The organism is Petroclostridium sp. X23 (assembly GCF_030013905.1).
In the GTDB taxonomy this organism is placed as follows: domain Bacteria; phylum Bacillota; class Clostridia; order SK-Y3; family SK-Y3; genus X23.
The window spans coordinates 4,701,493-4,718,066 of the sequence record NZ_CP124862.1 but is presented as its reverse complement, the minus strand read 5'-3'; the positions used below and the strand labels follow the sequence as shown (position 1 = coordinate 4,718,066).

Annotated in this window: 21 protein-coding genes; all 21 read right to left on the bottom strand. The window is 39.6% G+C overall.

Annotated elements, in window-relative coordinates:
• Window positions 1–3: 3 nt before the first annotated feature.
• Window positions 4–390 (bottom strand): minor capsid protein, encoded by a 387-nt coding sequence (locus QKW49_RS22225; RefSeq protein WP_282864827.1) that lies wholly within the window; start codon window positions 388–390, stop codon window positions 4–6.
• The gene (locus QKW49_RS22220; protein ID WP_282864826.1) at window positions 387–770 is read right to left on the bottom strand and encodes a minor capsid protein; all 384 of its coding nucleotides are present in this window, start codon (window positions 768–770) and stop codon (window positions 387–389) included. Before QKW49_RS22220 ends, QKW49_RS22225 begins: the two co-directional genes overlap by 4 nt.
• Window positions 771–1,094: a hypothetical protein gene (locus tag QKW49_RS22215; RefSeq protein WP_282864825.1), complete on the bottom strand. Its 324-nt coding sequence runs from the start codon at window positions 1,092–1,094 to the stop codon at window positions 771–773.
• 1 nt (window position 1,095) lies between these two features.
• A complete protein-coding gene (locus QKW49_RS22210) occupies window positions 1,096–1,455 on the bottom strand; it encodes a hypothetical protein (protein WP_282864824.1) in 360 nt (119 codons plus the stop codon).
• 30 nt (window positions 1,456–1,485) lie between these two features.
• A complete protein-coding gene (locus QKW49_RS22205) occupies window positions 1,486–1,683 on the bottom strand; it encodes a hypothetical protein (protein WP_282864823.1) in 198 nt (65 codons plus the stop codon).
• Between the two features lie 13 nt (window positions 1,684–1,696).
• The gene (locus QKW49_RS22200; RefSeq protein WP_282864822.1) at window positions 1,697–2,689 is read right to left on the bottom strand and encodes a major capsid protein; all 993 of its coding nucleotides are present in this window, start codon (window positions 2,687–2,689) and stop codon (window positions 1,697–1,699) included.
• An 18-nt stretch (window positions 2,690–2,707) separates the two neighbouring features.
• The gene (locus QKW49_RS22195; protein ID WP_282864821.1) at window positions 2,708–3,280 is read right to left on the bottom strand and encodes a phage scaffolding protein; all 573 of its coding nucleotides are present in this window, start codon (window positions 3,278–3,280) and stop codon (window positions 2,708–2,710) included.
• Between the two features lie 99 nt (window positions 3,281–3,379).
• Entirely contained in the window at window positions 3,380–3,586 is a 207-nt protein-coding gene (locus QKW49_RS22190) for a hypothetical protein (protein ID WP_282864820.1), read from the bottom strand.
• Between the two features lie 16 nt (window positions 3,587–3,602).
• Entirely contained in the window at window positions 3,603–5,585 is a 1,983-nt protein-coding gene (locus QKW49_RS22185; protein ID WP_282864819.1) for a hypothetical protein, read from the bottom strand.
• Window positions 5,585–5,965, bottom strand: coding sequence for a hypothetical protein (locus tag QKW49_RS22180; RefSeq protein WP_282864818.1), 381 nt, complete (start codon window positions 5,963–5,965; stop codon window positions 5,585–5,587). The genes QKW49_RS22185 and QKW49_RS22180 overlap by 1 nt, the downstream gene beginning before the upstream one ends.
• 61 nt (window positions 5,966–6,026) lie before the next feature.
• Complete coding sequence (locus tag QKW49_RS22175; RefSeq protein ID WP_282864817.1) at window positions 6,027–6,248, bottom strand: hypothetical protein; 222 nt, start codon at window positions 6,246–6,248, stop codon at window positions 6,027–6,029.
• Between the two features lie 2 nt (window positions 6,249–6,250).
• Complete coding sequence (locus QKW49_RS22170) at window positions 6,251–7,813, bottom strand: phage minor capsid protein (protein ID WP_282864816.1); 1,563 nt, start codon at window positions 7,811–7,813, stop codon at window positions 6,251–6,253.
• Window positions 7,813–9,273 carry a capsid protein gene (locus QKW49_RS22165; protein ID WP_282864815.1) on the bottom strand — a complete coding sequence of 487 codons (1,461 nt, stop codon included), beginning with the start codon at window positions 9,271–9,273 and terminating at the stop codon, window positions 7,813–7,815. The genes QKW49_RS22170 and QKW49_RS22165 overlap by 1 nt, the downstream gene beginning before the upstream one ends.
• 2 nt (window positions 9,274–9,275) lie before the next feature.
• Entirely contained in the window at window positions 9,276–9,464 is a 189-nt protein-coding gene (locus QKW49_RS22160) for a hypothetical protein (protein WP_282864814.1), read from the bottom strand.
• Window positions 9,465–9,467: 3 nt separating this feature from the next.
• Window positions 9,468–10,820 carry a terminase gene (locus tag QKW49_RS22155; protein WP_282864813.1) on the bottom strand — a complete coding sequence of 451 codons (1,353 nt, stop codon included), beginning with the start codon at window positions 10,818–10,820 and terminating at the stop codon, window positions 9,468–9,470.
• A 4-nt stretch (window positions 10,821–10,824) separates the two neighbouring features.
• A complete protein-coding gene (locus QKW49_RS22150; protein ID WP_282864812.1) occupies window positions 10,825–11,337 on the bottom strand; it encodes a terminase small subunit in 513 nt (170 codons plus the stop codon).
• A 266-nt stretch (window positions 11,338–11,603) separates the two neighbouring features.
• A complete protein-coding gene (locus tag QKW49_RS22145; RefSeq protein ID WP_282864811.1) occupies window positions 11,604–12,038 on the bottom strand; it encodes a hypothetical protein in 435 nt (144 codons plus the stop codon).
• 16 nt (window positions 12,039–12,054) lie between these two features.
• On the bottom strand, window positions 12,055–12,243 hold the full coding sequence (locus QKW49_RS22140) for a hypothetical protein (RefSeq protein WP_282864810.1): 189 nt from the start codon (window positions 12,241–12,243) through the stop codon (window positions 12,055–12,057).
• Window positions 12,233–13,612: a DEAD/DEAH box helicase gene (locus QKW49_RS22135; protein WP_282864809.1), complete on the bottom strand. Its 1,380-nt coding sequence runs from the start codon at window positions 13,610–13,612 to the stop codon at window positions 12,233–12,235. The genes QKW49_RS22140 and QKW49_RS22135 overlap by 11 nt, the downstream gene beginning before the upstream one ends.
• On the bottom strand, window positions 13,612–13,899 hold the full coding sequence (locus QKW49_RS22130) for a VRR-NUC domain-containing protein (RefSeq protein ID WP_282864808.1): 288 nt from the start codon (window positions 13,897–13,899) through the stop codon (window positions 13,612–13,614). Before QKW49_RS22130 ends, QKW49_RS22135 begins: the two co-directional genes overlap by 1 nt.
• Before the next feature lie 270 nt (window positions 13,900–14,169).
• Window positions 14,170–16,563 (bottom strand): virulence-associated E family protein, encoded by a 2,394-nt coding sequence (locus QKW49_RS22125; RefSeq protein ID WP_282864807.1) that lies wholly within the window; start codon window positions 16,561–16,563, stop codon window positions 14,170–14,172.
• Window positions 16,564–16,574: the final 11 nt, after the last annotated feature.

Below are 16,574 nucleotides of genomic sequence, written 5' to 3'. Positions count from 1 at the left end.
TCCCTACCTTTCATAATAAATGTTTACTTCAATTACATATTCATAAATATTTTGCTCATCAGTACCTACACCAATAGGACATGATTGATTCATTTCAAAATTTACAACTCTCTTTCCAGCTATAGTTGCGTTTTGCCCAAATAGGCAATTATAAACCTCTTGCGCCTTTTGTTCCGCGGTATCGGCGTTTTTACCCCAATGAACCAATATAGAAACAGACTTTACAGCATAAGATGTGTTATCTATCCCCCCTATTGATATGTTGGGGGGTGGTCCTTTAATGCTGTAGATTCCAATACATTGTTCTTTGCTGCCATCTATTTTTCCTATATACCATTGTGGACTGCTTATCTGCGTTTTGAGCCAATCTTTAATATCTTTAAGCGTCATTGTACCACGCCCCTTGTTAAGCGCCTGTATAGTCTTTTAAATGAATTCTTGGCAAAGTTCTTCTTATCACCGGAGATCCATGGTTCTAGCCATTTGCCTCCAGCCTTCCTGTTTTTATCTGTTCTGAAATTATATTCTGGATGCCAATAGAGCCGTCTAGCATATGGGGTATCATATACTAATTTGACACGCCCGCGCTTCAACTTGGTATCATCTACAAAAGCGCTTCTTTCAAGTTCCCCTGTCTGTTTTGGTACAACAGCGGAAGTCATTACATCGGTTTTTACGGCATCGGCTGTCATTTCAAGCGCCTGTCTCTGTGCTGCCGATAGTTCTTTCATCTTTGCCCGGTTCATTTTTACTTTTACTCTAATAGCCATTTATACCAGCTCCAATTCAGTTGAAAAAACAGTACCATCTGGGTTGCGCGGCCTTGCTGTCTTAAAGATATCTTTTTTAATTTCTCCAAACTGTACATACCCTTGAATAATCTTATCCGGATAAATATCACCTTCAAGGATTACTTTCCCTGACAAAGTCACTAACTTTCTTTCAGCATCAAGGACCTGCCTTGTCTTTTCTTCATAGAAGCATTTTCCGTCAAAAAGCAGTTCTTCTATTTCTCCTTCTTCTCCAAGCTCTGTGTGGTATATTTTCACCGGGGTTTTTAAAAGAAACTTGGGGAACGGAAATTTACCCGCCATATCACAGCCCCCTCCATGTCAATCCGGTAACTTTCAGATAATTAATAACTTCATCAGAGGTTTTTACACCTACTGCTTCTACTCCCTTAAAAGACATGCTTGTACTCCCGGCAGAAAAGCCTGACAATGGCATGTTCAGATAATCGCCATATTGATATGTATAATCAGCCTGGGCACATACGGCTTTTTTTATCTTTTCTTGTTGAAAAGGCGTAAGATTATCAAAACCTGCCACCGCAATGCGGTTATACGTCATACTATCAATTTGATCTGCAGCTTTTTCAAGTTTTTGTTCTATGAGTCCATCCGGGATCAAAGTGCCTTTATAGACATCTTTATAGTAGTTAACGTCAGCATACATCTTCTATCACTCTTTCAAAAAAGAAGCAAGCTATTCACTTGCTTCTTTTACTTTTGATCTTTTATTTTTTGTTGCCTTTTCTTCCTCTTGGTTCTCGACTTTATATCCTTTTTCTTTGAACCAAGTAGCCAGCCATTTATTGTCGGTTTCTCCGACACCATTTTTAAAAGTTACTCCTGCAGTCACACCTGAGTAACCCACTACAGGAGCAGTGACCTTAAACAACATCAATACACATCCTTTACTGTACTTTGATGTTTCTCAAAACACCGGCAGCACGTGTATTTTTTAGTGCTACAGCTCCGATCATTTCAACCTCACCTTTTTTAACGGCTCCTGGAATATTGAAATCAGGCAAGAATGTTCTAATAATGCTATTACCTGTTACTGTAACACCGTGGAATCCTGCAAGGTTAATAACAGGAGCATACAGGTCGGTTAATCCTGTTAAAGGATTTTCTCCAATGGTCCTACCTACAATTGGTACGACTGGGGTTTCAACCGGGGTACCTTCTGAAATATCGGTGAAGTATCCTAAATCCAATAGAGGAATGCCGTCATAGGAATCTACTTTACGGCCGAATGCATCTTCGGAAGCCGTCAGATATCCTGCTCTGCGTGCTACAGCCTTGATTCTTGTCATAAGCTTGCTGTTCCCCATCAGGAAATTAGGTTTTCCGTTAAGATCAGAAAGGAAATCATCCAATAGATCAAGGAAAATCTTATAGTTGGTATCAACAGCAGCGCTATCAGATAAATCAATATAGCTTTCTGTATTCTTTTCTGTGCTGCTATTTATCAAAGCTTTGTCTAATCCATCAAAAGCCAGTGAATCAACCGCACTATCTCCATTTATAACGGTATAGTGAAACAGGTTCCTAGCTGCTTTGATCTTTTCTTGTAGTTGAAAGTCTACTTCATCTACTGCCCCGGAAGTATCAGCAATTACACGGTCAATTTCGAAAGCGCCACCGAAGATTTTCAAATCTACTGTGAACTTTTCTCTGTCTGCCACTTGTGCTGTGTATTCAGTGTTAATGGCTCTGAATCCGGCTGTAGCAGGCGTTTTCATTCTAACATATCCATACGTCAATGTGCTCCCTCCAGTTCCTGGAGAAACAGCATCATCAAACACTAATTGATCCAGGAGAATAGACTCCCTACGGAATATGTCAATCACCTGTTGATCGACCTTATCGGACATACCTACTTTTGCTTGTGCTAATGTAATCATAATATCAATCCTTTCATATTAGTTTGTTTTGTATTTCTCTGCTAATGCAGACCTCAAGTTGTCGGTTGAATTTGGCGGTGGATCTTGCTTTCCATCGCCTCCAACTTTAAACCCTGGTTTCTGATTTGGTTCTTCCGATTTAAACAGGAATGACTTCTGCTCTTTCAGTACCTTCACCTGATCATCAAGACCAATAATTGTACCATCTTCATTGAGAACCAATTTTGACTTATCAAAAAGCCCTGTCACAAGCGTTTCATCATGCACCTTGCCATTTATAGCAAGTTTTATAGCAGTGTTAACTTTTTCTTCTTTAATCTGCTTTTGATATTCTTCATCCTTTTGCTTGTTTTGGGATTGAAGGTCCTCAATTTGCTTCTTTAGAGCTTCGTTATCTCCTGTTGATTTCTTCAAAGTATCCATCTGGTTATTTAACTCTGTAACCATTTCCTCAGACTTCTTTTTAGCCGCATTTACTTCATCGAATCTTTGTTTCGGTATAAACCCCTTTAACTCATCAGCTGAAGCTGTTGCTGCTTTTGTGGCTTGCTCTTCCGTCAATCCTAATGCTATAAATTGCTCCTTTGTCATTTTTATCGCTCCCTCATCTTCATTTTTTATCCTGGTCTTGACCAGTGATGTCTTTCAGTTTAACGTCATAAATGCCAAAAAGACGGAATAAAAAAACACCTACTCGGAAGGTGTTTGTTCCTCTAAATCAGTTGCCGGTTGCAATAGCCCTGCTAGCTCATCATAATGTTGTTGATTTATATTTCCTTTTTGCAAATGCCAATCTAGCATTACCGCCATTTGATTTACCGGAAAGTCTGAGTTTTCTATTGATAGTTTTAAAGCTTGGTACCTGCTTTCAGGATCTTTAATCACTACAATATCCATGCATTAACCCCCTCTCTTATATCTCTAGTAATGATAACCTATAGTCAAAGCTAACATTAACAGCATTTTGATCCGATATAAACTGGGAAAGTGTACTTGCTGTCATTTGTGCAAGTCTTAACCCTTCTTGATCAGCAGCTTCTTGATTAATCACATATTTTGATACAACAGTTCCGTTTGTACTCTCTTCCAGCCGATATGACCCATATGGGATATATACCTCCCCATCAGCGGCTCCCGTGATAGTACAACTTAGTCCATCTGAAGATAGTTGAACATCGCTTAATGGTATTTCTATTACCTCTGCCCCTTCAACTTTTTTTACTTTGTCGATAGCAGATAACGGCTTATCAAATGTGATCCCACCAGCGTAGAATTGTTTTCTCTTGTAATAAGCTTCCTGTATAACCGTTCCATCTTTATATGCTTTGAAATCGCCTTCAACTTCTATTTCAAACCCTGAACCGTCACCAGCTTTATGCGTGATATTCTGCGCCAACTGATAATTACACGTAAGTATCCCCTCAATTTCCGTTCTTGCGGTTGCTACTGTGCCTTTTTCAATTATGAAATATATTCTGTTTTCGCCTGAAGCATTTCCAGTAAAAAATTTTCCAACTTCTGCTGTTGGAATTTCACTTTGGTATATAGACTCAGTTTTATTTGGTATATAAACTTGACCTGTTATAGTACCTGTAAGACCAAGATTTGCACAGTCGCTTGGCAGTTTGTATACCGCATAATCAACATATGTTTGACTTGTTGTTGTAGTAATATAGTCGCTTCCTTGTAACGTATATGGTTTAACCTTCTTCGTCAACAACCCATCAACAACGTCAATTACATCTTTCACGGTGGGTAGGCTACGGAGATAATCTTGTAGGGAGATGTAGATGATGCTTTCTTTGTATGGTTCGTATGGTTCCTGAGTTACGCCATTATTTAGCATAATACTGTTGGCCTTAATATAAAGTGTATTACCGGCAGTCCCACGCATCAAAGACACATGAGATATTTTTTTATTAACCACAATTGGCATATTTACTAAGCCCTCTGTTGTTGTTAAAAAATTTGTGCTAAAAATATCTGAAGTAGTACCGTCTGCGTAAAATAGTCGTAGCCTAAGACGTTCAGATCCTGATGTAGTTTTCGCATAACAACTTAACGTGAAATCAGTGTTTACTTTTAAATTTATATTATATAATCTATTTTGACTATCATTGGTATCTAAAACGTAATATTTTTCATTATTAAGAGTAGAATTTATTAAACTTTTTTCAGCAAACAAATTCTTCCCTATGCTCTTAATTCTCAAGTCACCAATTGTAGATTGAGCGCCTGTAGACATCCAATGTAACATTACATCTAATTGCTCTTTTGTATATCCGTCTAACCCATTAGCGGCAAGGTCTATCAACATTAATCCATCAAAGTATATTACATCTCCAATTGCATAATTAACATTCGTTACATGATAAAACCTAAATGGGTCTGTGTTTGTAGAAGTAACCACTCCACTTACTTTATTCCATTGATTTGCAGTAGGTGTAATTGATGGCAAACTTACTCCTGCAAATGATATAAATGTTGTAGTAGCATACTTTGGATATATGTGTCCTAAAACATAATATTTATGTCCAACTACAACATCAAATGTTTTTTCAAGTCGTGAACTACCTGAAAGTGAAGCAACAACCCCTTTATATGACTTACTTCCAAATAATGCTTTCTCTGTAGAAGATTCTGAATAACCTATACCATTAAGTGTGGTTGGATTCCAACCTGTTCCTGTAGTTTCAAAATTTTGTCCTTCTTTGACACTTATGCTTCGTCCTTGCAAATCCAATGCACTAAATGGCCCATTAACGATGAATCTGCTATAATCTATGACGCTGCCGTCTGAACTTTTCCCTTTACCTATTGTAAATATCGGTTCACTATTAAATATTTCAGCGGAGTACCTTGGCAGCTTATCAACATAATTTAATCTACTCGACATCACGCTTCACCACCATAACAAATTTTATCCCCGGAAGTGCCGATTACCCATAACATGTTAGCGTTACTAACCGTAAATGTCATGCTGCTTCCTGGTCCTAAAGTCGCCATGTGAACAGACGATGAAACAGCATTTGACATACCTATATACACAAGATTTCCATTTGTCGGCTCTGCTTGGACCGTGATATTTTTACATGCAGCAGAAGCTAATTGCTGCGCTAAACCTGTAATCGTTACATTTCCTTGAATTAACGATGCTGATCCTTTTACAGCATTTGCTATATCCTCTATCTTGTCTGCGGTATTTACTATTGTTCCATCTTCTTTGATTTTTCTGCCTGTCAGAGGTCCTATCTTATCAATATTGTACTCTGCCATTCAAACCCCTCCTTTTTTGCGTATAATAAAAGCACCTACTGTTTTAATCAGTAAGTGCTCATTAAATAATAACTTCTTCGATATCATCCTCAGTAATAATTTCTCCACCGCCATCATCTCTTTCAATAGCCAACGCCGGTATATCGGCATCTTCATCTTCATTACTGCCAATAGTACAAAAAGTATCAGCGCTACACCTTATGTCTCGACCATCTTTAAGTTTAACTCTCACAAATTTATTCCTATCGGAATTTTTATATATCTCAAGTAACTTATCATCCATTTTTAATTCTCCTTCCTTGGTAGCACCGGATGAGCATGTACTCCCTTTGATGAATATCTAATGGCGAATCTGTTCGTTTTTACATACTTTCTTTTTACAAAGTCAAACGCAACTCCAACATTACCTTCTATACTAATAAATTCTACTGGATATGGCTGATTTTTTCTAAAATTAATTATCCCAGTCCCTGCATTCTCTTGTATTAGCTTTTGTATATCAGTGTTCTTAAAAAATGCATCTGCTGGGGATTTATTATTTTTCAAATCCATTTTGACTCTATTCAACCACTTTTTACTGCCGAGAATATGTTCCTGCTGCTTCTGTTCTTTAATCTTTGTGCTGATTTCACCATTTGATATTTTTTCTTTTATTGCCTCTATTCTAGCACTTTCAGCAGCTCTCTTCAAGTTCTCATTGCGCTGTTTTGGAGCTATTCCGCCTTTCACCTGTTCTCTCCATGGGTCACGCCGCAGTTGTGGGTTATCTTTTAAATGTTCTCTAAGCTTGTTTTGCCATTCATTCACCTTTTGTGACGCTTTTACCTGGTTATCAGGATAAAGGCTTCCGGCTTCATGCCTCTTATATCTTCTGATCTGCCTTCCTATGTAGCGTTGCTTTTGTTCTGCCTCATAATTTTCAAGTGCATCTTCATCATCCACCGGATCAGGCAGAGAACTTATGCCATCAAACCATGGGCTCATATTATGGCGGCAGTTTGGATGAAACAAACCGTTATCTATCGCAAAACTTAGTAAAGGATATTCGACTTCACCTTTTACCCCACTACTATAGACATCGTCGATGTACACCCGTCCCTGCCATGGCAAACACAGTTCCGAGCAATTGTTATGGGCCGATACCACTACTGTATGTATCCCCCATTCGTCACGCCTTGCTCCACCACCTACAAATACCGCCCGTTGTGACGATGCTCTTAATGCCATCTCTGCATATGATGCAATGTTCATGCGCCGTCCATCTTTAAACTCTATGCAGTTAAAACCTTTATCTAAAAAACTGTCCGTTGCCATATCAACAGCCTGATATAACGATGATGCTCCAGCATTGAGATACATTTGAGACTTAAATACCGTTTGCCTATACACATCGTCTGCCTGTCTTAACATAGCATATTTGCCTTTGCTGAAATCATTTTTTACGGCATTTATTAAAGAATTGATACGGTTTTCATTTATCTTGAAAAAGCTATCATCGCTACCATCAACCTCGGTTATTGGCCTTGTTACCTTCCCCGCAATAAACCATGTTTTTAGCCGGTCCCACATCCGATTTATAAAGCTATCTGTATTTTTTGCTCCTTGAGAAAATGAATCTTTGATCAGTTTTTCAACCTCTTGGCTGATCTCATTATCATATTTATTCAATATTTTTTGATTATTTTTTCGATATTGAGCTAATCCTTCAAGCTTTCTCTGCTGCCACTGCTCCCATTCAAAGCCTTCTTTTATCTCTTCAGCTCTATGCCGGGCAAAATTTCTTTTCATCGAATCTATGAGGTCATATTCCATCTGAAAGAAAATATGTGCTATATCATAAGGGTTCATTACGCCCCACCGCCTCCAAAGGATTCATCTGCCTGCAGCACACCCTGTTCTGCTTTCAACCTTGCTATTTCCTCAGCTTTTTGTTCATCAGTCCAGGTATCTCCATATAGTTCCTCAATACACTGTTCAATACTCATAATTCCTTTCAGCTTTGCATTGCCAACAGTTTCAACCACACTGTCAAAACTTGGGGATGCATACTCTCCGAATGCTATGCTGACTTCATATTCACTCGCTGTCCTGCTCCGCATAATATCATATACCTTCATAACGGTATCTACCACTTTGGGAATAGCCTCTGTTAATGCATCAATGATCTTTCCACGAGTATAAAGAGTAGCTTTTTCCTTTTCCCTTTGCGCCTCGGCGTTATCAGTCTTTTTCAAGTCTATCCCCAATGTAGCAGGAGACATGATTCCTTGCAAACACATATCCAAATTGCTTGAGTATGTATTTACAAAGGCTTCATAGTTTATAGCGGGCTGCACAGTTTCAATTTTATTTTTATTATCCTCGGCCAATGTACCGCCCAATCGTATAAACTGATTGTCGAATGGGTTAGGCTTCATTAATTCGCCGTTATCTGGGTTTCTAGGGATCATGTCTTCAGGAATGTATTTTTGTACTCTCCCGGATCTTATCGCATCCACCCATTGAGATATCGTTTCATCCAGCGCGTCAAAGCTATCTGATTTACTATCGAATATACTTTTACCCCGGCCTAACCATTTTTGAGATTTAAAGAACATTAATGGCACGGCCATAATAAAGTCACCGGTAAATGTAGTATCAGCAAGCTGGGATGTTTCCGGTACTGTTGCTAGAGGTACTTCCTCACCCTTCTCATTGAAAAGTTTATACCGGATATATCCCCTACCGAAAGTCTCTTCCAGCTTATACTCCTTTTCTTTTACATAATACGATGTATAGAAAAGAACCTCTTGGAGCCGCCCACGTTTTAAAACATAGTCAACCCTTTCCCCTGAATAAAACTCAATTATCGGATATTCCGTTATCGTAGTATCAACAGTTATTTTAAAAGCTCCATCACCGGTAACCAACGTATCTACTATTGCTTCACCTATAAGTTTATCAAAGTTATTATCTTTAGAGATTTCATCCCATAAGTTAATCAATTCTTCCGTTTCAAGCTCTATGCCTTCAATATCAGCAGTGACAATATCAGATAACCGATCTGCGATCATTGCCGGCAATCCGGAATGTATCTTCCTAATATTCAAGTTCTCCGAAGGTACCGCAGCCCAAAACCTTGATTTGCTTACCAGGTCAAGCGCTGACTGCTTAAAGAATTGGTCTAGCTCCGATGGATCCCCGCGATACCATATCCGGTTTTTTAATATGTTCCCTTGAAAACTTAACGGCTCTCTAATTGTGATCATTTTATCCTGCGCTGGCTGTATATTTAAAAGCTTCATAACCATATTTTTAAACCATCCCACTATTACACCCCCTTTATATCAGAATAGTGGCATCTACCGTCATACCATGCCCCGCACTCTTCTTTCAGGCATTCGATGTAGTGTTTTAGTTCAATCAATTTATGCTCATGAAACGTATTCCTTCCATCATCGTCAAACTCATACCGGTTCTGGTTAACCTGTTCGACATTGCAAGCATACGTACATTTCATAACTTATCCCTCCCCCTCATAATTGCCTATCTTAACCTTGAATGGTATCCAGGCATACTGACAGGCGTTTATCGTATGATCGTTTGCGTCCTCCGGTTCGTACTTATCTTCCTTCCACGAATAGACTTCTAGTTCCATAATGTGATTTATGCAAGTCTCAACCACTTCATAAAATGTATTACCGTTCATCACATTCAGCCATCCAAGTTGCAAGTGTATCCTGTCGATGACCGTTATCTTTTTATAGGCATTGAGGAAATTATACGCACAGCCGTGCTCTCGTTTATATTTTTTAAGCTCGGTTATCGTGGCCTGGTCAGCACTGTCAATGAAAACATCCCTTACAAATCCCCAATCTGCTCTATTGCGTTCCAAGAATCTAAAAAACTTGGGTGCTATATCACTGGGCGCCAACGGTATATCTAAATTCGCGTTATTGTAAACTTCCTCATCCAGTACCACCACTTTACCGGTATCCGTGATGCCAACATACACGAATGCGAATGTGTCTGGGCTGTTCTCAGAATATGATGTATCAAGGCCAGCAGAGAAGTATAAGAACTTGTATCTTTTCGCTTTTTCTTTCGTGATTACGTGATGCTTTCTGTTGAAATTACTGAATATCAACCCAGTTGCTCTGCCTCTCAAACCCTGAATTTTATTTTTATAAAGTTTTGTCCCCTTAGGTACATTTAAGATTATCTGATTTTTCTTTTCCTCAGATAATCCGGCATTATGGTTAAAAGAAAAGAACCAATGTACCCAACTGGGTTTTGGTTCTTCCGTTAGCATGTTATTAATTTCTTGCGGTGCGTCATTTTTGTATTCAGGTAGTGGTCTTGAGCAGTTAATATATTCCTTATACACCAGTAAGTTTGGGTCATCCGGGTTAAGCGTAGCCAGTAAATAATCACACCGCATAGATGCCTCTCGGACGTACTCCATATCTGCAATGTTAATTTCATCTATATATAAACAACCGTATTGACCTCCCAGGGCCTTTTTCCATCGAGTTTTATTGTCATACCCCAAAACATATATGACCTTATCACCTGAAGCCGTATGGTAGAGAATATGAGGTAACGAATGTTGTCCTTTACCATTACTGTTATACTCAACCAGCGAACCAAAAACATCTAGAATACCGAGATCTTTGTTAATTATGTTTTTCTCTATGGTCCCAAGATCTAGCCCCGAAAGAATATGGATTTTCTTGTGACTCTCAGCAACCTTAAACATAAATTTAACGACACCAACTGTGGTTTTACCAGCTGCCGTAGTTCCTTCCAAAAACTCAACTGGTGCAGTGTGCTTTAGGAATGCTTTGTATTTTTCAGATAACAAAAACTGTTCCATAACATCAGCCCTTTAGCTGTTCAAGAATAGAATCAAGTTTTGCCGTATTCGTTTCAAGTGATCCACTTACCTCAACCTTATCCTTAAACATTCCTAAATGCTTGCCAAGCAGCTCCAAGGCTTTCAATTTATCCGCAAATTTTATTTCGCGTTCTGTGCTATCGAATTCATCCCCGGATACAGTCTTAACCTTCACAGATGCAATGGCAGCAGTATCGTCCTCCGAAGCATCCGGCTTCACAGTAGCAGTGTTCACGTTAATTACTTCATCCACATTTAAAAATGCAATACGGGCCAATTCCCTTACAACCCTATCTGCATTAATTCCTGTTCGCTTCGATCTCTCTGCAAGTGCAGCGTCTATATGCGCGCGAATGTTGGGTTTTGCTAAGTTTTCACACCCTATATCTTTTGCGGTACTGGGGCTATATCCTGCTCTTATAGCTGCCTGTGTGGCATTAAGGTCAATCAGGTATTCTTCTACAAATCTCTGTTGTTTTGCTGTAAGCTTGGCCATGAATGCCACCTCCTATTTCTATGCAAAGCAAAAAGAGCCTTTAAGCTCTTATCGTTCAAATTTATAACACTCTCGCCCCGCCCCTGCATCATGAGTGTTTAACCCTTCTGCCAATAATGACAGACACCGTATATTAACATAATATGTAATGTGCTATAAAAATGTGAAAACAAAAAACCGCAACAGATCTCTCCGTGCGGTTTACTTATAACTTTATCAACTATACACATTATAACATATAGTTTGAACCTACTACTGCAAACTTTTCAGAATCTCAACCCTCTTTCTTCAGCAAACAGCCTTCTTGCTTTTTTAAGCCAGTAATATATCTGCCTCTGACTTGCCGGTATACCAAGCTCTGCTGAATGGACCCTATCACTCATGTCCCCCCTGCCTATGTCCTTCCAACAATCTTTGAAATACACACGTTCTATGGCTTCCCGAATAAATCTACCCTGTGATGACATTTCCAAGATGGATAATACTTTATCTACTGCTTCAATATCGGCAAATTCTGCGGCTCGTGATTCTATGACTTTTTCTTTACTGATTATCGCAGATTCTGTGGGGCTGCATACTCCTGTTCCCGGCTGCTTTTGTATATCTTGCATTAAAGTTTTAATATACGATTCTCGGCCTCCGGTTTTGGCGTAAAATCGGAAGGCTTCTGTTGCATAATCCCTTATATGATCTTTTTTCATCTGTCTGAACCCCCTACTAATTATGTCCTTCCGTAATTGTTTTTCTCTTTATCGCACTTATAAGCATTTTCATAATTCCTGCCAATTCCAAGTTCGCTTCACTGACATTTTTATTGGTCTCCCTAAGTTTCCTATTTTCTTCTCTAAGTCTTCTGTTTTCAGCTATCAATCTTTTGTCTAAACTTGAAACCGTTTTACGCTCCATTCTCTGACACCTTCTTGATTCTAGCTTTTAATGCATTCATTAAACTATCCTGCGTACTTCCCTTATCCTCTAAGGCAGTAATAACATCCTCATCAACGCCACCTTCTACTACCAAGTGATGTATAATTACTTTCTCGGTTTGTCCTTGCCGGTGTAACCTTTTGTTTGCCTGCTGATACAGCTCCAAAGACCAATTAAGTCCGAACCAAATTACATGGTTACCGCCCTTTTGAAGATTTAAGCCGTAGGCGCAGGATGCAGGATGCGCAAGCAGTATATCTATCTTTCTATCATTCCAATCTGTTTCATCCTGCGGGCCCTTAAGCTCTCTTATCTTAAGCTTTGATTTTTCTAATGCTTTTTTTATTCTTAATAGGTCATGCTGGAAATTATAGAACACCAATACCGGTTGTCCGTTAAGCCCTTCTATAAGCTCCAAAAATGCCTCTAACTTACAATGGTGTATTTCTACAATCTCTCGGTTTTCATCATATACGGCACCATTACAAAGCTGTAAAAGTTTATTGGTTAGTACTGCTGCCGATCCTGCGTCTATGGTTGTTTCGTCTATTTCCAAAAGCATTTCACGTTCTAACTTTTCATATGCCGTATTTGCTTTTGAATCCAAGACTACCGGAACCGTATTATAAATTATATCTGGAAGCTCCAAGTAATCTTCTGCTTTCATGCTTACACATATATCACCTATAAGCTGCCTGATTACGTCATCTGCTCCTGGTTTAGGTGCATAACTAAAAATATGATCCCGATCTCGTTGATCCGGTTCGAAGTACCTTTCCCTAAAGTGTGATATCTTCGTTCCTAATCGCTGTCCGCCATCCAGTAAGAATACCTGTGCCCACAGGTCCAATAACCCGTTAGGTGCTGGTGTACCGGTTAAACCTACAAACCTTGTGATGTGTTTTCGTACCCACGATAAACTTTTGAAACGCTTCGCTTGATGATTCTTAAAGCTGCTAAATTCATCTACTACAACCATATCAAACGGCCATGAATTACGGTAATAATCCACTAACCACTGAACATTTTCCCTGTTGATTACGTATATATCTGCAGGGGTATTAAGTGCCCTAATCCGTTTCGCCTGTGATCCTAATACTGCTGTAACTCTTAACATTTTAAGGTGGTCCCATTTTGCGGCTTCCTTTGCCCAAGTAGCTTCTGCCACTTTTTTAGGTGCTATGACTAGTACTTTCGATATCGCAAACCTGTTATACTTTAAGTCGTTTATCCCGGTAAGCGTGATAACTGTTTTCCCTAATCCCATGTCTAAGAAAAGCCCTAAAGCTTCGTCCACCAATAACCTGTTAATGCAGTAGCTTTGGTATGCATGAGGTATAAACTTCATTAGGCGTCCCCTCCCCGACACACCTCTATAAGTTTATCTACTCCATACTTACTATCTATGATGTGAACATCGAAACCTAGATTTAATATTCGTTTTATCTGATTTGTCTGATTTGGCGTTGGCTTCTTTCCCGGGGCTTTTAATTCTGCAAATACAACTTTGCCTCCCGGTAGGAGTATTAACCTGTCTGGCACTCCTACATTCCCCGGTGAAACAAATTTATATGCCCGACCTCCGATTGCTTTAATCCTGTCTCTTAAATACTCCTCGATTACTTTTTCCCTCACGGCTACTCATCCCTTTCAAAATTCTTGCGGTGTAACATTGTGGCGCTTTTTCCTATATATACACGTATATAGGCGTGTAGGCGTGTATATATATGCCTATTCTATTTATTTATTATTTATATATAGATAAATGTTACAATGTTACAAATACTATATAAACCCTTTATTAATGCGGTTTTCACTCTGTAACATTCTCTGTAACATTCCGATTTTTAAATGTTACAATGTTACAATAGAATGTTACAAAACCGGAGAATGTTACAGAGAATGTTACAACTTTATTAGACCTCTTTGCGGCCCATATGGGCCAAATCTACACGTGCTTTTATGCATTTTCCAACCATCTATATTTTTTAGTATTTCATTTATTTCTCGGGTATCTGTTTTCTTCATATACTTTATATCCCCTCCCAGGCATTCGTACCATATCTCTGCAGCACATATCCGGTCACGCTTCACTGTATCTCCAGTATCCCTGCCAAACTCGCCCGACCAATAAAGCCGCCTTTCTCCCAATGACCGTTTATCCCAATCTAAGGGTACACACCGCTCTACAAATTCACGAATAATCCCTTCTTTGGCATTGCTTTCTCTATGCGCTTCCTGCTCTACCTTGGATTCTATTTCAGCGTCACCAGTTAAATAGAGTCTTTCACCTAGCTGCCAGTAGCAAAAAGCTTCAGCCCATACCTGATCCACTTCATTTTCAAGGTCTTTGAATACGCTTTTAGTAGGTTGTTGGATGCCTACATCTACCGGCCAAAAACGCCTATTGCCAGTTCTATCTCTCAGAAATTCACTATCATTTGTTGTTCCGAAGAATACGCATCTTCGCGGAAAGTTTTTAGTTCTACGTCCGTAAGGCTCCCGGAATATATCCTCTCGGCGGCTTAAGAATTGCTTGACAGCATTAGTTTCCGACTTGCTTAATCCATTCAGCTCCCCTAATTCATTTACCCATACCCCTTGTATCATTTCTGATGCTTCTTTCCCGTCAAAAGTGGTGAGACTGTCAGAGTACCATTGTTTCCCTAACATTGCTAAAAAAGTGCTTTTACCCAACCCCTGAGGACCTGCAAATATAGGCATGTAATCATATTTGCAACCAGGGTTCATAGCACGTGCCACGGCAGCCGTTAAAGACTTGCGTATTACAGCCCTAGTATAAGACGTGTCTTTTGCCCCTAGATAATCAATCAGCAGTGTATCAAGCCGCCTTACGCTGTCCCAATTCAAGCTATTAAGATAATCCCTCACATCATTGATGGTATGCTTATGCGCACACAAAGCAGCTGCATCATAAATACGTTCTTTTCCAGTTATGCCATAAGTTCGTTCAAGATAATGCCTTAGTCCTGCATCATCCACGTCAGTCCATTGGCGCCGATCCGTGCAAGCGTTCCACGGTAATGAACCAAGCACAAGCCCCCGATTAGCAAATTCATCAAATGCTAACTTATCTTTTAACAGCGGATCATTTTCTAAAATGATTAACACATTATCTGTTGTCTTAGCTGGTGCACCAGTAGTAGTTGATAGGGCAAGCTTGCTAATCCAGTTAGCCGTATCGTCAGGTGCGGTATTAAAATCTTGGGTAGCTTTTTCATATCTTTCCTGGTTAATTAGCGCCGCCACCTGTTTATCGTTCACCGCCAGCTCACACATTGCAGAATAAGAAGGCAGTTTATTTGTAGGAGTATCCGGCTTTGCATCATCGTCTAACTCTGCAAATTTATGCAACCTAACGAGATCGAAAGCATTACACAGCTTTCCGCCTGCAGGGTCTGTAGCATGGTGTGAATAAAGAAAGTTTCCATTATCATATATTACGGCACCGCCGACTGTACTACCTCCTGTAAAGGTGAAACGTTCTGATCCATCGTCGCAAGCATCATATGCGCCTGGTAAAAATGTGGCCATAGCCTTATAAATATCATAGGTTTTGCAAAACGCACCGACTATACCTGTCTTTGATGTAGGATCTCCTTGCCTTGCCGCCAGTTTAACATGCTTCTGTTGTACACCCGGTACCTCCGGCCACTCGGCAACGTTTCTCCAATCTGTATATGTTGCCAATAGCCCGTCACAATCAAGAAAAGGTTTATCCCCATATCTATAAACGAATTGACTATCAGCACAACATGACGGCCAATACATGAGTCTTGAAGCTTCGAACGTACTTGGATCGCATAATTTTATTCCTATTATGCTAGCCAGTTTTCGTGATAATGGTTCATATTCATCTGTTGTAGCCGTTCGGTTAAGCGGTATTAGTACGCGTAAACGGGGTTTCGCTTCTTCATGCTTACGGGTAGAATAAACGCAATATCCGCATCCTAATCCGTCTATGCGGCGTAAAGTATCCTGTGTGCCGCCTGGTGGAATGTTGTCGAGATCAAGAGTTATAACATCTCGCCCAGTAACGTTATTCGCTTTTCTTTTATTGCCGTTTAATGTCCCTGCTACAAAGCCGCCTACGTCCTTTAACTCGTCTTGCTTACTTTTAGGTAGGCGTAAGTATTCTACCAGTGTTTCGGTTCCACGAACCGGTGTATGCAGCTTCTCAACAAATTCTGACCAATAAATTACTTGAGTAGGCCAATACGTAGCTTTACGACTGCCAGCAGATGAGATTATAATTTTTCTATCATTTTCAAAATTCAAAAGTGCTCACC